The sequence below is a fragment of the Schaalia odontolytica genome, assembly GCF_009730335.1.
Taxonomy (GTDB): domain Bacteria; phylum Actinomycetota; class Actinomycetes; order Actinomycetales; family Actinomycetaceae; genus Pauljensenia; species Pauljensenia dentiphila.
In genome coordinates this window covers 255,073-270,063 of sequence record NZ_CP046315.1, presented here as the reverse complement: position 1 = coordinate 270,063, position 14,991 = coordinate 255,073, and the positions used below count along the sequence as shown (strand labels likewise).

Here is a 14,991-nt window from a genome sequence, read left to right as displayed (position 1 = left end):
AAACATACTGCGCTTGATCTGCGAAAAAACTATGAAGTTATATCAGCGAAGGATAAGGTCTGCAATCCGCTGGAGATCTTCGCATCCTGCGAATTCGATGACGATCCGGCCCTTCTTACGTCCCTCGGTGATGGTCACGCGCGTATCGTACGCGTCGGACAGCGCCGATACGACGCTCTCCCCCAGCTGCGACAGAGGACGCTGCTGGCGGGCACGAGGACGCGGCGTCGCTTTCGCCTTGCCGAGGCGAACAATCTCTTCGGTAGTACGCACGGAGAGACCCTCGGCGACGATACGCTCAGCCAGTCGCTCCATCTCTTCGTGCGTCGACAGAGACAGCAGCGCTCGGGCGTGGCCGGCGGTGATGACCTGAGCGGCGACCTTCTTTTGGACGGACGGCGGGAGCTTGAGGAGGCGCAGGGTGTTCGCAATCTGCGGGCGTGAGCGGGCGATTCGCTTGGCGAGCTCTTCCTGAGTCGCACCGAAATCCGCCATGAGCTGCTGATATGCGCTCGCTTCTTCCAACGGGTTGAGCTGGGCCCGGTGGAGGTTTTCCAGGAGCGCGTCGCGGAGCAGATCTCCGTCTTCGGTCTCCCGGATAATTGCCGGTATCGTGGTTTCGCCAGCGAGCTCGGAGGCGCGCAGGCGGCGCTCACCCATGATGAGTTCGAAGCGTGCTTCGGGCTTATCGGCGAGGAACTCGGTGAGCTTCTCAGAACGACCCTTCGCGGGGATACTACGAACGACGACGGGCTGGAGAACGCCGACCTCCTTGATCGAGGCCGACAGTTCCTTGAGATCGTCCTCATCAAAGACCTCTCGAGGCTGCTTTGTGTTGGGAACGATCTGATCGATCGCAATTTCAGCGAAGGATGCACCGGGCACCGGAAGAAGCTCGTGCTCAACGGATGTTTCACGTGAAACATTCTGTTCTTCGCGCTTTTCTGCTTCGTTCGCGGAAGAGCCTGCTGCGGGCACACGAGCCGCCTTCTGGCGGGAATCTGAGCCATTGATTCCGCTGCCAAGACCACTACGAAAGCCCGCGCCGCGACGTCCACCGGCCGCATCAACGGACGGCATCGTCGGACGCTTCTTCTTCGACGAGGCAGTGCCACGCTTGGGCTGCAAAAGGTCCTTAGCGGAGCCTCCACGCTTACCGCCTGAGCTACCTTCGGGGAAGAACACGTCCAGGGGACGGGAGGGCGCGGAGGGTGCGTTGTGCGGCGCCTGCTCGCTAGCCTGAGGAATGAGAGCGCCAAGACCACGGCCGAGACCAGTGTGCCTGCGAGCGCCCTTACGGCCCTCAGACTTCGATGCTGCATCCGCCATTGCAATACTCCTTCAATTGCGTCGGTTCATTGTTTCACGTGAAACAATGGCATGCGCTCAGCTAGTAAGCGTCTTTGATCACTTTGTTGCACCAATGCTCACGCACGGTAACTAATACGTGCCGATCTGAGGAAACATACGGAAAACACCGAATGTTTCACGTGAAACAATCACTCTTCAGAGGCAGCAACGCGCTGACACAGCTCCAACGCGGCCTTCCGATACGCGATTGCACCCACGTTGCGGGGATCGTACGTGACGACAGTCTGACCGTAGCTCGGCGCCTCGGAAATGCGCACCGATCGCGGGATGACGGTCTCAAAAGTGTGGTCCGGGAAGTGCGAACGAACCTCGCTCTCGACCTCTTCGGAAAGCTTCGTACGCTTGTCCGCCATCGTCAGCAACATGCCGGAGACACGCAGGCCGGGATTAAGATCGACACCGATCCGTTCGATGGTGTTCCACAGCTGGCTGAGGCCCTCCAGGGCGTAATACTCAGCCTGAATCGGGATCATAACCTCGTCGGCGGCGACCATGACATTCAGCGTCACAAGGCCGAGTGAAGGCGGGCAGTCGATGAGCACGATGTCGATATCGACATGCTCAGAAACATACTCACGCAAGGCCTCGCGCAGCCGGTACTCACGACGCTCAACATCGACGAGCTCGATTTCGGCGCCGGACAGATCGATCGTGGCCGGGCACACGACAATACCGTCGATGTCGGGGCACGGCTGCACGACATCGGCAACGCTGGCGCCACCAATAATGACGTCATAGGTTGACGGGGTTCCGGCGGGGTGCGGAACGCCGAGCGCGCTCGACGCATTTCCCTGGGCGTCCGCGTCGACGACGAGGACAGACAAGCCACCCATCGCGAGGCCGGCCGCGAGGTTAACGGCCGACGTCGTCTTACCGACGCCACCCTTCTGGTTCGCGACGGCGATAATGCGCGTGTGCTGAGGGCGCGGGAACGTTGCGCGCTCGAGCATGGCCAGATCGCGCATGTTGCGCTCGATCTGATTCGACAAAGGGGTGTTGTTGATACTCACGTGACACCTTCCTAGATACTGCCCCTAGTTTACGGGCAGACGCACACACTTCCAGCACGAAAGGCCCGGGATGCATCCAGGCGCACACAATCTCCGCGCACCGCCGTGAAACGAAAAAAATTTCGTTCTGTAGGATCGATTCTCCCAGCGAAGAGCCAAAACGCGACAAATCGTCAATCGAGGGAATCGATCTGACACAACACCACACCAATGTGTTTCGCGTCACTATATGAGAGGAGCGCCGCAGCAACCGCCACGACGCTCCTCTCCCCCACTGGGGACGCGTTACTTGATCCGATTGCAGACGACCACGTACGTCGACTCGTCCTCCATGATGGAGGGCACCTCATGGATCTCAGCGCGCAGGTGGTGACGACGGAGCTCCGCCGAGGCCTCGTCCACCTCAATGGGCGCACGGCGGCCCTTGAGGGCCACGAGCGAGCCGCCGGGGGCGATCAGCTTCGACGTCATGCGCACGAGCTTGCTCATGTTCGCCACAGCGCGGGCAGTGACCACGTCAGCCTTGCCCTTGCCGCGAAGCTCCTCGGCACGCGCCTGGTGGATCGTCACGTTGTCGAGGCCCAAGTCCTCGACAACGTCCATCAGCCACTCAACGCGACGCGCCATGGGCTCAGCCAGGTGCACATCGAGCTCGGGGCGGCAGGCAGCGATCACGATGCCGGGCAGACCGGAACCGGAGCCGACGTCGAGGACCTGACGGCCATCCTTACGGGGCATGAAGTCCAGGACGGCGGCGGAGTTGACGATGTGGCGCGACCAGATGCGCTCCATGTCGCGCGGGCCCAGGAGGCCGCGAATCTCGCCTTCCTCCTCGAGCATGCGCGCGTATTCGGCGACCTCGGCGAAGGCCGGTCCAAAGAACTCGCAGACGGCCTGCGTGGGCTCTTCTGGGACGAAGGGGTCGCCGACCTGGCGACCCCTTCCCATCCCGTTCGGGTTCTCACTCACCGTCGGTGTCCTCGGGGAGGATAACCACGCGGCGGTGGGGCTCGGCGCCCTCGGACTCGGAGGTGAGGCCCTCGTCGGCGACCACGTCGTGGCACACCTTGCGCTCAAACGGGTTCATGGCGTCGAGCTTGACGGCCTCGCCGGTGGCGCGCACGCGGGCGATCGCCTCGCGGGTGATGTCCTGCAGCTCTTCCTTGCGCTCGGCGCGGAAGCCGGCGATGTCGAGCATGAGGCGCGAGCGCTCGCCTGTCTCGGTCTGGACGGCCAGACGGGTCAGCTCCTGGAGGGCGTCCAGGACCTCGCCGTCGTCGCCCACGAGGCGGTCGAGGGCGTCGGGGTCGTCGGCGACGATCTCGACCGAGGCGCGGCCGTTTTCGACGTCGATCTCGATGTCGCCGTCGAGGTCGGCGATATCAAGCAGCTCTTCCAGGTAGTCGGCGGCGATTTCGCCTTCTTCTTCGAGGCGGGTCAGCTTGTCTGCGTTGTCGTCACTCATGACGTGTCCTCCGTAGTGGGGAATGGGGTCTTGCTGGTGTCCAGGTTACCGGCTGGGGGCCTGGAACCGTGAATCTATGGTGGTCAGCGCTTGTTGCCGCGGCGGCGGGCCTTGCGGCGCTCGATGCGGCGACGCTCGATCTCCTCGGCGCTCAGCGAGCCGTGGCCGGAGGTCGATTCGCTGGCCTCGGACGCATCCTTAGACGAGGCCTTGGCGGACTCACGCTCGAGGGCGCGGCGGTCGCGGACCTGCTTCTGGAGCTCGGCGCGATGGGCGGAAGCTTCCTGCTTGGCCAGGCGCTTCTCGACGGCCAGGGTGAGGCCGTGCATCCACTGCTCGTCGGGCAGGGTCGTCCACTTCTGGGTGGCCAGGTTGCGGTAGACGGTGATGATTTCGCCGGCGCTCATGGAGGCCGGGAAGTCGGAGGCGACGCGCTGCTTCTTGGCCTTAGAGCGCAGCTCGGCGAGGGTGCGCTCGTTAAGTTCGTCGATGCGCGGGTCGGAGCCGGCAACGCCCAGGGCGGCGCGCTCACGGTCGTAGTTCTGGAAGTAGGGCTTGGCCCATTCCTGGTAGGCGGCCTCGCGGGAGGCGAGGAGGTCGGCGTAGGCCGGGGAGCCGGGGGTCGGCATGACCTTGATGGTCCAGAGGGACTGGGCGAGGGCCCAGAAGGAGGCGGTCACGGTGTAGACGACGACGCCCATCTGGAAGAACGCGCCGGAGAAGATGAACATCAGCGGCATCACGTACATCATGGAGCGCTGCGACTGAGCCATCGGGTTGTCGCCCATGTCGGGCATGTTGCGCGAGAAGGACAGTCGCATGGAGACGAACTGCAGGACGACCATGAGGACGATCGCGGCGATGAAAACGGCAACGATCGTGGGCTGGCCCCAGGATTCGCGCAGGGTGTGAGAGAGCGGAACGCCCAAGACGGTGGAGTTCACGATCTCGGTGGACACGGACTCGGTGAGCGGGCCGAGGTGATCGGTGGCCTCGCCGCGGTAGGTGTAGGTGCCGTTGGAGATGGAGGAGACCGCGATGATGGCTCGGTACATGCCGAAGAGGACGGGCATCTGAACGAGCATGGGCAGGCAGGAGGCGAAGGGCGAGACCTTGTGCTTGCGCTGAAGGGCCTGGGTCTCTTCCATCATCTTCTGACGGCTGACCTGGTCCTTCTTGCCCTTGTACTTCTCCTGGATCTTACGCATCTCAGGCTGGATGGCCTGCATGGCGCGCGAGGAGCGGATCTGCTTGAGGAACAGCGGGATGATGGCGATACGCACCAGGATGGTGAGCAGCACGATAGACAGGACCCATGCCATGCCCGATCCGGAGGACATTCCGAGCAGCACGAGGAGGTCGTGGATCCAGACCCACACGTAGGAGATCGCCCACGCGAAGGGGTGGAGGATTGCGTCGAACATAGTTTTCGCTTTCGCCGTGGCGCGGGAGCGCCGCTGTTTCGTTGTTCCTTAGAGTCCCGAGGCCGTGTCCGGCTCGGTCAGGTCGTGCTCCGGGTCGAGTCCCATGGGGTCGGGGCGTACCCAGTTGTCGTGCCCAGCCCAATCCTCGGGTGGAATCCAGGGGTCGGGCTTCCAGCGTCCACGCTCTGGTACGTGGTCCACTCCCCCGTGGCTCCAGGGGTTGCATCTGAGCAACCGCCAAGTCCCGAGGATGAGTCCCTTGATGGGTCCGTGGACGCGAATGGCCTGGAGAGCGTAGGTGGAGCAGCTGGGTGCGTATCGACACCGGGGGCCGAGGGCCGGGGAGATGTAGCGCTGATAGGCGACGATGGGTGCGGACATGAGAGCGCGAAGCGCCCGGCCCGCCATGTTCATCGTGCGTCCCACTTACGCCACGCTCGCGCCATCACGCGGTCAAGGTGTTCGCCGAGTTCCTTGGAGGGGACGCCGAGAGCCTTGGACGAGGCTCTCACGACGACCCGGGCTCCTTTGGGGAGGTCGGCGATCCGTTCGCGCATGAGGTGGCGCAGCTGCCGCTTGACGCGATTGCGTCCGTTGGCGCGCTTGATTTCCCGCTTGGGTACGACGAAACCGACGAGGCGACTGTTGCGTTCCTCGTCGGCTCGGACGTGGACGACGACCAGCGGATCCCCTGCTCGCGTTCCCTGTCGGATCGCGGCGGTGAAGTCCGCTGGGTCAACCATGCGGTGCGCGCGCGGCAGCACCGGGGTGTCTCAGGCGGACAGCTTGGCGCGGCCCTTGCGGCGGCGGGCAGCCAGAATGGCGCGGCCGGCGCGGGTCGACATGCGCAGACGGAAGCCGTGCGTCTTGGAACGACGACGGTTGTTGGGCTGGAAGGTCCGCTTGGTGGTCACGGCAATTCTCCTCGGCGGGGAGTGGTTTCCCACTCGGTATCGGTTGGGCTATCGACACGTAAGCACGCGCGATAGCGGGGACGCACGCCCGAAATGGGCGCAAACAAAGACCAAGATTAAGCGGATTGGGGCCACACGTCAACGCGGCGGTGTTACCCACCGCGTCACACACAGTATCCACAGCTGTGCAAATCACTGTGGATCTCATCCGTCCACAGAGGGTGGATGACAACAGTTATCCACAGGCTATGCGTATTTTTGCTTTCCGCACGCTGCTGCGGACCCAAAGTTGTAACTACAAAGCTGTGATTCTGTGATAGTTCTCCACAGGTTCATCCCCAGTCTGTGCATAACATGTGCGCGGACTACACTTCGATAATGTACGAGCGTCACGCACATCACCGATTAGTCGTGACCGAACTCACCTGAATTTGTGACCGGAGGTTGCCGTGGAGTCGGATTCCCTCACACGCGCGTGGGCTGCGGCCCTGGACGCAGTCCCCACCGACGAGCTGGGGCCCGTCGCCACGTCGATGCTGCGCTCGGCCCGTCCCCTCGGCGACATCGAAGGCACGATCCTCCTCGCCGTCCCCAACGATTTCACCAAGCAGTGGATTGAAGACAAGGCGCAATCGAAGCTGACGACCGCCCTGTCCGTGCACCTGGGCCGCACCGTCCGCATCGCCATCACCGTCGACCCCACGCTCGAGGTCGTCACGGAAGAAGAGGAAGAGGAGGAAACGACCCCCGCCGCGCCTACGGACGCCCCGGCCTCGTCGACCGATGAGGACGAGGAGCACCACTCCCCCGCCCTCGTGACCGCGCCCACGGACTCCGGCCCGACCCACCTTAACCCGAAGTTCACCTTCGACACCTTCGTCATCGGCCCGTCGAACCGTTTCGCGCACGCCGCCGCGCTGGCCGCCTCTGAAACCCCGGGCACCGCCTTCAATCCCCTCTTTATCTACGGCGATTCCGGGCTGGGCAAGACGCACCTGCTCCAAGCCATCGGCCACAACGCGCTGTCGATGATGCCCCACCTGAAGGTCCGCTACGTCAACTCCGAAGAGTTCACGAACGAGTTCATCAACGCGATTCGACTCAATAAGACGGATAACTCCCAGGTCGAGGCCTTCCACCGCCGCTACCGCGAGCTCGACATCCTCCTCATCGACGACATCCAGTTCATCGGTGATAAGGAGCAGACGGTCGAAGGCTTCTTCCATACCTTTAATGCGCTGCACAGCGCGAACAAGCAGATCGTCCTGACCTCGGACCTGCCCCCGGCTCAGCTCAAGGGCTTCGAGGACCGCATGCGCTCGCGCTTCTCCTCGGGCCTGCTCGTCGACGTTCAGCCGCCGGACCTGGAGACACGCATCGCGATCCTGCATAAGAAGGCGGACGCCGAGGGCCTTGAGGTGACCCCTGAGGTCTTTGAATACGTGGCTTCGCGCATCTCCTCGAACATCCGTGAGCTGGAGGGCGCGCTCGTGCGCATCGGCGCGTGGGCGTCGCTGTATCAGGAGCGCATCGACCTCAACCTCGCGCAGATGATGCTCAAGGATTTCGTGTCCAACCCGGACGACAACGAGATCACCGTCAGCCTCATCATGAGCCAATGCGCCGTCTACTTCGGCGTCACGATCGAGCAGATGGGTTCGTCGGAGCGCAGCCACAACGTCGTCGAGGCCCGCCAGATCGCCATGTACCTGTGCCGCGAGCTCACCGACCTGTCGCTGCCAAAGATCGGGCAGGCCTTCGGCCGCGACCATACGACGGTCATGCACGCGAACAAGAAGATCTCGAAGCTTATGAAGGAGAAGCGCGAGACCTTCAACCACGTGTCAGAGCTTACAAATAGGATTAAGCAGAAGGCCAGGGAGTCGTGAAAATGGCGCGGGCGCTGACGAAAATCGGCGCCCGCACGAGATTCACAGGAGTTGTGCACAGCTGGTGGACGAATACGCGTCGGCTGTGGAGAAAAGGGCCTTGCCTGTGGATCTCAAAAAGTTGTCATTTGCTTCGTGCACAGGTGGTCGTGACAAATCCACAGCCTCGTCCCGGAATGACATCACAGAGATTTGACTGAAATTCCGACGCATAAGGGAGTTATCCACAGAACTCACAGACCTTATGATGGAGGGACAGTCACATGACACAATTTTTTTCACAGGCCTCCGCACAACAACGTCGCCACCGACGCAACGCGATGGCGCACGCAAGGCAAATTTCCTGCCCCACGTGGGCACACTTGTGGGTAAAGTAGTGTCCGATCCGTTTTGTGTTTTGGAGGCAGCTATGAAGTTCACCGTCGCCCGCGATGTTCTGGCCGAAGCCGTATCGTGGACCGCCCGCGCGCTCCCCGTGCGTCCGGCCTCGCCGATCCTGGCCGGCGTGCGCATCAAGGCTGAGGGCGACGAGCTGACCCTGTCCTCCTTCGATTACGAGGTCTCCGCGAACTCGCACATTCCCGCGACCGCCGACGAGGCCGGCGAGGTCCTGGTCTCCGGTCGTCTGCTCGCCGACATCTCCAAGTCGCTGCCCTCCAAGCCCGTCTCCGTCGAGCTCGATGGCCAGAAGGTGAACCTGGTCTGCGGCTCCTCGCACTTCACGCTCGCGGTCATGCCCCTTGATGAGTACCCGCTGCTGCCCGCGCAGCCCACGGGAGTCGGCGCGATCGATTCCTCGACGCTGTCGCAGGCCGTGACCCAGGTGTCGATCGCCGCATCGCGCGACGACACGCTGCCCCTGCTGACGGGCGTGCGTATCGAGATCAACGGCCCGGCGATCACGCTTCTGGCTACCGACCGCTACCGCCTCGCCATGCGCGAGCTCGACTGGGAGCCCACCGACACCTCGATCGAGGAGGTCGCCCTGGTCAAGGCCCGCATCCTTCAGGACGTCGCTAAGTCGATGACTTCGGGCGCCAAGGTCGAGGTCGGCCTGTCCGGCGAGTCCCAGCCCGGCGCCTCGTCCCTCATCGGCTTCACCGCCCAGGGCCGCCGCACGACTTCGACCCTCATGGACGGCGACTACCCCGCCGTGCGCCGACTCTTCCCCGATACGACGCCGATCCAGGCCGTCGTCGATCGCCACGCCCTGCTCGAGGCCGTCAAGCGTATGTCGCTGGTTGCCGAGCGCAAGACCTCCGTGCGCCTGGCCTTCACCGAGGGCCAGCTAGTCCTCGAGGCCGGCCAGGGCGACAACGCCCAGGCCTCCGAAGCCATCGAGGCGACCCTGAACGGTGACGACATATCGACCGCGTTCAACCCGCAGTTCCTCATCGACGGCTTGCAGGTCCTGGACACCGACTACGTGCGCTTTGGCTTCACGCACCCCACAAAGCCGGCCGTCATCACGGGCCAGAAGAAGGCCGACGAGGGCGAGGTCACGCAGTTCCGCTACCTGCTGATGCCCATCCGCTTCGGCATCTGACGTGCGCGTCTCCCACCTGGCCCTCGACGACTTCCGCTCCTGGAAGCACGGGGTCGTTGAGCTGCCCGAGGGCCCCACGGTCCTCGTGGGCGCGAACGGCCAGGGAAAGACGAACCTCGTCGAGGCCCTCGCCTACCTGTCCACGTTTTCGTCGCACAGGGTCGGCGCGGAGGGTGCCCTCGTGCGCATCCCCATCGACGAGGCCGAGGCCGCCCCGGGTGGTGCCGTCATCCGCGCGCGGGTCGTGATCTTCGGTCGCGAGCAAGTCATCGAGCTGGAAATCGTGCGCGGGAAGGCCAATCGCGCGCGCGTCAACCGCGCGCAGGTCAAGCCCCGCGAGATTCTGGGCGTCGTGCGCACGGTCGTGTTCGCCCCCGAGGATCTGTCACTCGTGCGCGGCGACCCGTCGGTGCGCCGATCCTTCCTGGACGACCTGGCCACGCAGCTCTCCCCCATTCACGCCTCCGTGCGCTCCGACTTCGATCGGGTCGCGCGCCAGCGTGCGGCGCTCATGAAGGCCGCCCAGGCCTCGCTCCGCCGCGGCCAGTCCCCCGACCTGTCGACCCTCGAGATCTGGGACCAGCAGTTCGCCGCCCTCTCCGCGCGTATCACGGCGACGCGAGCATCCATCGTATCGCGCCTGGAAGAGCCGGCCGCGCGCTCCTACGACGACGTCGCCGACTCCCCGCGCCACCTGCACCTCGCCTTCGACGCCTCGGTCGACCGCGTCATCGGCACCGACCCCGACAACCCGGCCAGCGCCGACCTCACCGACGTGGACGCTCAGACCGAGCGCATGCTCGCGGCCCTCGCGTCAGTACGAGAGAAGGAAACCGAACGCGGCGTCAACCTCGTCGGTGCACACCGCGACGACCTGACCCTCAGCCTCGGCGCGATGCCCGTCAAGGGCTACGCCTCGCACGGCGAATCATGGTCGGTCGCCCTCGCGCTGCGCCTCGGCGCCTTCGAGCTGCTCAGCGACGACGGCGACACCCCGATCCTCATCCTCGACGACGTCTTCGCCGAGCTTGACTCCTCGCGCCGTGAGGGCCTGGCCGCCCTCGCCTCGAAGGCAGAGCAGATCATCGTCACCTGCGCGGTCGCCGGTGACCTGCCCGACTCCCTCGACCACCACGCCCTGCACGTGCGCCTCGACCCCGAGCGCGGCACCGTCATCGACGAGGCCGACGATGAGTGAGCGCGAGGACATGGCCGCCGACGAGCTGAGCGGAGCTGTGGCCCCCGGCGACGAAGCCGACGCCGACGAGTTCGTCGTCCGCGCCCTCGAGCGAGCCCAGAGCGTCGCCCGCACGCACGGCTACACGAGGTCCACCCTGCCCTCGTGGGGCCTCGACGAAACACGTCCCCGCCGCAGCCTCGACGGATCCAGCGAATACGCGGCCATCGAAACCGACGGATTCGGCCGCCTCACCGACGAGGAGAACGTCTCCGCGCGTGCCGCAGCCCGAGCCGCCGCCTACCGCCACGCCAACGGGATCGAAGCCCCAGCCTCGTCGACGGAAGACGACCCCGAGGGCGACCTCGCGGCCCTGCGCCAGGCCCTGGAGGGAACCGGCGCCTCGTGGAGCCGCGCCCCCGGCCTGGCAGCCATGCGCCCGCGCTACCGCAGGGCCAACTCCCTGGGCGCCATCCTGGCGCGCACGATCAAAACCCGAGAATGGGACACCCCCACCAAGATGGGGTCGATCATGGCGAAATGGCGCGACATCGTCGGACCGCAGGTCGCCGAACACGCTCGCATCGAGACCTTCGAAGGCCACCGCCTGGTCGTGCGCACCGACTCCACCGCCTGGGCCAAACAGCTCCAGCTGCTCCTACCCACCATCGAGCGGCGCATCGCCGAAGAGGTAGGATCAGGCGTCGTCGAGCAGGTCATCATCCGAGGACCCGTCGCCCCCTCGTGGCGCAAAGGCCCCTACGTCGTGCGCGGCCGAGGCCCGCGCGCCGACTACGGGTGACAGCGCCGGGCACGTCTGCGTCCAAATGTGTTTCTGACCGCGCGGTCTCTGATACGCTGTTCCGTTAGCCCGCGTGTGAGGGCTTGTTAAGGAGACATCATGAGCAATCCATTCGCCAGGAACGAAGGAAGCACCCCGGGATTTGGCCAGCAGGGTGGATACCCCGGCGGAGCCCAAGGCGGATACCAGCAGGGATACGGACAGCAGCGTGGGTACGCCCCCGGCCAGTACCAGGGTGGATTCCCTCAGGGTGCACCCCAGCAGGCCTACGGCCAGTGGAACCCGCAGGGTGGCTACGGTGGGCAGGGTGGATTCCCTCAGGGCGCACCCCAGCAGGGCGGCAAGTCCAAGACGCCGCTCATCATCGGCATCATCGCGGCGGTCGTCGTCATCGCGATCATCGTCGGTGTCGTCATCTGGGCAATGTCGGGATCTGATTCCGACGACTCCTCGAACACCTCCGCCCCCGCGCCCGGCACCTCCGCCCCGGCGAACCCGGGGAATGGCAGCGCAAACCCGGCGAACCCCGCGCCCGGCAACCCTCAGGCGCCCAACAACACCAACCCGTCCGCCGCACCCACGCAGGGAAACGGAACGGGAGCCAACGGCATGCTCAGCATGGTTGCGCAAGACACCAATTGCCTCTACGAGATGACCGACATCTCCTACGGGCCCAAGGCCGACAACAACGAGCAGACGCTCAAATACACCTTCAATGTCACCAACAAGGGAAACGCCACGGAATCGTGCGTTTTGTTGCCGATGCCCTACCAGAACAACGAGCAGCTTCACATACCTAACTTCTTCCAGACTCCGGAGCCCGACGACTTCTCGTATGTGCCCACTGCTGGTGACCTTCCCGCTGGACAGACGCAACAAGTCGTCGTCTACCGGGTGATCGAGAACAAGAGGGACCCCATCGAGTTCCGTGACCCGCTCTGGACCATCCTCGATTATCAGGGCAAGCAGTATCAGACGTGGACCTGGCAGCCGAAGTAATCCACTGATCAGGCGTCGCGCGCGCATCCGCTCAGAGCTCTGTATCGGCGTCGTACGGAGCCTCCTGGCGTGCGAATCGTCGCTGTTGACACACGAGTGACGGGGCCGCCCTCCCAGCCGGGAGGGCGGCCCCCTGCGTCCCAGCCGCAACCACAATCGGCATGTGACTGATCACAGTCGACTTTTCGTTGGAATCACGCAGTTTGTAAAGTAACCCTCCGATCCTGTTAATCCCGGGAACAAGCGCCACTTTTGGTAGAATCTACAAGGTTAAACATCTATTTTCGCGCACTGCGAGGGGAGCCACGTGGCTGACAACGAGAAGAACGCCGAAGGCGAGCAGTCCTACGGCGCATCGGACATCACCGTCCTCGAGGGCCTGGAAGCCGTCCGCAAGCGCCCGGGCATGTACATCGGATCCACCGGCGAACGCGGCCTGCACCACCTGGTGTACGAGGTCGTCGACAACTCCGTGGACGAGGCCCTGGCCGGCTACGCCGACCACATCGAGGTCACGATCCAGGAAGACGGCGGCATCAAGGTCGTCGACAACGGTCGAGGCATCCCGGTCGATGAGCACCCCACCGAGCACAAGCCCACCGTCGAGGTCGTCATGACGATCCTGCACGCCGGCGGCAAGTTCGGCGGCGGCGGCTACGCCGTCTCGGGCGGCCTGCACGGCGTCGGCATCTCTGTCGTCAACGCCCTGTCCACCCGCGTGAACACCGAGATCCGCCGCCAGGGCTACGTGTGGCGCATGTCGTTCGCAAACGGCGGCACCCCCATCACCCCCCTCAAGCGCGGCGAAGAAACCGACGAGACCGGCACCACCCAGGTCTTCTACCCGGACCCCGAGATCTTCGAGACCGTCGAATTCGACTTCGAGACTCTGCGTCAGCGCTTCCAGCAGATGGCCTTCCTCAACAAGGGCCTGCGCATCACCCTGACCGACGAGCGCGAGTTCGCCACCGACGAAGGCGACGAGATCGCCGGCGGCGAGGAGGCCTTGGACAAGAAGACCAAGGGCCACCGCACCGTCTCCTACTGCTACGAGCACGGCCTGCGTGACTACGTCGAATACCTCGACTCCGCCAAGAAGTCCGAGACCATCAACAACGAGATCATTGACTTCGAAGCCGAAAACGACGAAGGCACCATGAGCGTGGAAATCGCCATGCAGTGGACCACCGCCTACTCCTCGTCCGTCCACACCTTCGCCAACACCATCAACACGACCGAAGGCGGCATGCATGAGGAGGGCTTCCGCACCGCGCTGACCTCCCTCGTCAACCGCTACGGCCGCGAAAAGGGCATCATCCGCGACAAGGACGACAACCTCACCGGTGACGACGTCCGCGAAGGCCTGACCGCCGTCATCTCGATCAAGCTCACCGAGCCCCAGTTCGAGGGCCAGACGAAGACCAAGCTCGGCAACACCGAAGCCCGCACCTTCGTCGCCCAGCAGGTCTACTCCAAGCTCACCGACTGGCTCGACGCCCACCCCGCCGATGCCAAGGCCATCATCAACAAGGGCCAGGCCGCCCAGGCCGCCCGCGTCGCCGCCCGAAAGGCCCGCGAGGCCACCCGCCGCAAGGGCGTCCTCGAATCCGCCTCCATGCCCGGCAAGCTGCGCGACTGCTCCTCGCGCACGCCCTCCGAGTGCGAAATCTTCATCGTCGAGGGCGATTCTGCAGGCGGCTCCGCCGTCGGCGGCCGCGACCCCGAGCGTCAGGCGATCCTGCCGATCCGCGGCAAGATCCTCAACGTCGAAAAGGCGCGCCTGGATCGAGCCCTGTCTTCGGACACCATCCGCTCCCTCATCACCGCCTTCGGCACCGGCATCGGCGAAGACTTCGACATCTCGAAACTGCGCTACGGCAAGATCGTCATTATGGCCGACGCCGACGTCGACGGCCAGCACATCGCCACGCTGCTGCTGACCCTCCTCTTCCGCTATATGCGACCCCTCATCGAGGGCGGCCACACCTTCATCGCCATGCCCCCGCTGTACCGAATCAAGTGGACCAACGCCGAGCACGAATTCGCATACTCCGACAAGGAACGCGACGAACTACTTGCCGCCGGCTCCGCCGCGAACCGCCGCCTGCCCAAGGAAGGCGGCATCCAGCGCTACAAGGGTCTGGGCGAGATGAACGACCACGAACTGTGGGAGACCACCATGGATCCGGCCAGCCGAATCCTCAAGCAGGTCACCCTTGACGAGGCCGCAGACGCCGACGAGACCTTCACGATCCTCATGGGCGACGACGTCGACCGACGCCGCACGTTCATCCAGCGCAACGCCACCGACGTGCGCTTCCTCGACATCTGACATCACCCACGACCAGCCCAGCCCCAGCCTCGTACCGGGCGGGCCTGATCGAGCAGAAACAA

Annotated in this window: 14 protein-coding genes; 6 read left to right on the top strand and 8 right to left on the bottom strand. The window is 64.3% G+C overall.

Annotated features, from left to right (window positions below; genetic code table 11):
- Window positions 1-42: 42 nt before the first annotated feature.
- From FOC40_RS01220 to rpmH, 8 genes are all read right to left on the bottom strand, one after another.
- Window positions 43-1,329: a ParB/RepB/Spo0J family partition protein gene (locus FOC40_RS01220; RefSeq protein WP_039929641.1), complete on the bottom strand. Its 1,287-nt coding sequence runs from the start codon at window positions 1,327-1,329 to the stop codon at window positions 43-45.
- Between the two features lie 170 nt (window positions 1,330-1,499).
- Window positions 1,500-2,381 carry a ParA family protein gene (locus FOC40_RS01215; protein WP_039929642.1) on the bottom strand — a complete coding sequence of 294 codons (882 nt, stop codon included), beginning with the start codon at window positions 2,379-2,381 and terminating at the stop codon, window positions 1,500-1,502.
- A gap of 285 nt (window positions 2,382-2,666) precedes the next feature.
- Window positions 2,667-3,329, bottom strand: coding sequence for a 16S rRNA (guanine(527)-N(7))-methyltransferase RsmG (gene rsmG, locus FOC40_RS01210; RefSeq protein WP_004565393.1), 663 nt, complete (start codon window positions 3,327-3,329; stop codon window positions 2,667-2,669).
- Window positions 3,330-3,342: 13 nt separating this feature from the next.
- Window positions 3,343-3,846 carry a protein jag gene (locus tag FOC40_RS01205; protein ID WP_003791364.1) on the bottom strand — a complete coding sequence of 168 codons (504 nt, stop codon included), beginning with the start codon at window positions 3,844-3,846 and terminating at the stop codon, window positions 3,343-3,345.
- Between the two features lie 83 nt (window positions 3,847-3,929).
- Window positions 3,930-5,270: a membrane protein insertase YidC gene (gene yidC / locus FOC40_RS01200; RefSeq protein WP_004565394.1), complete on the bottom strand. Its 1,341-nt coding sequence runs from the start codon at window positions 5,268-5,270 to the stop codon at window positions 3,930-3,932.
- Window positions 5,271-5,318: 48 nt separating this feature from the next.
- On the bottom strand, window positions 5,319-5,684 hold the full coding sequence (gene yidD / locus FOC40_RS01195) for a membrane protein insertion efficiency factor YidD (RefSeq protein ID WP_004565395.1): 366 nt from the start codon (window positions 5,682-5,684) through the stop codon (window positions 5,319-5,321).
- Complete coding sequence (gene rnpA / locus FOC40_RS01190) at window positions 5,681-6,034, bottom strand: ribonuclease P protein component (protein WP_034511940.1); 354 nt, start codon at window positions 6,032-6,034, stop codon at window positions 5,681-5,683. The genes yidD and rnpA overlap by 4 nt, the downstream gene beginning before the upstream one ends.
- Before the next feature lie 9 nt (window positions 6,035-6,043).
- On the bottom strand, window positions 6,044-6,184 hold the full coding sequence (gene rpmH / locus FOC40_RS01185; protein ID WP_003791379.1) for a 50S ribosomal protein L34: 141 nt from the start codon (window positions 6,182-6,184) through the stop codon (window positions 6,044-6,046).
- A 449-nt stretch (window positions 6,185-6,633) separates the two neighbouring features.
- Between rpmH and dnaA the strand changes: the two genes are divergently transcribed.
- The 6 genes from dnaA (at window position 6,634) to gyrB (ending at window position 14,929) form a co-directional block, all read left to right on the top strand.
- Entirely contained in the window at window positions 6,634-8,073 is a 1,440-nt protein-coding gene (gene dnaA / locus FOC40_RS01180) for a chromosomal replication initiator protein DnaA (RefSeq protein ID WP_004565396.1), read from the top strand.
- A gap of 409 nt (window positions 8,074-8,482) precedes the next feature.
- Window positions 8,483-9,619, top strand: a complete 1,137-nt coding sequence (dnaN, locus tag FOC40_RS01175; RefSeq protein ID WP_004565398.1) for a DNA polymerase III subunit beta — start codon at window positions 8,483-8,485, stop codon at window positions 9,617-9,619.
- A gap of 1 nt (window position 9,620) precedes the next feature.
- The gene (gene recF, locus FOC40_RS01170) at window positions 9,621-10,817 is read left to right on the top strand and encodes a DNA replication/repair protein RecF (protein ID WP_004565399.1); all 1,197 of its coding nucleotides are present in this window, start codon (window positions 9,621-9,623) and stop codon (window positions 10,815-10,817) included.
- Window positions 10,810-11,598, top strand: a complete 789-nt coding sequence (locus FOC40_RS01165) for a DUF721 domain-containing protein (RefSeq protein ID WP_004565400.1) — start codon at window positions 10,810-10,812, stop codon at window positions 11,596-11,598. The genes recF and FOC40_RS01165 overlap by 8 nt, the downstream gene beginning before the upstream one ends.
- 99 nt (window positions 11,599-11,697) lie before the next feature.
- Entirely contained in the window at window positions 11,698-12,597 is a 900-nt protein-coding gene (locus FOC40_RS01160; RefSeq protein ID WP_050755240.1) for a hypothetical protein, read from the top strand.
- 307 nt (window positions 12,598-12,904) lie between these two features.
- Entirely contained in the window at window positions 12,905-14,929 is a 2,025-nt protein-coding gene (gene gyrB, locus FOC40_RS01155) for a DNA topoisomerase (ATP-hydrolyzing) subunit B (RefSeq protein WP_004565403.1), read from the top strand.
- The last annotated feature ends 62 nt before the right edge of the window (window positions 14,930-14,991 follow it).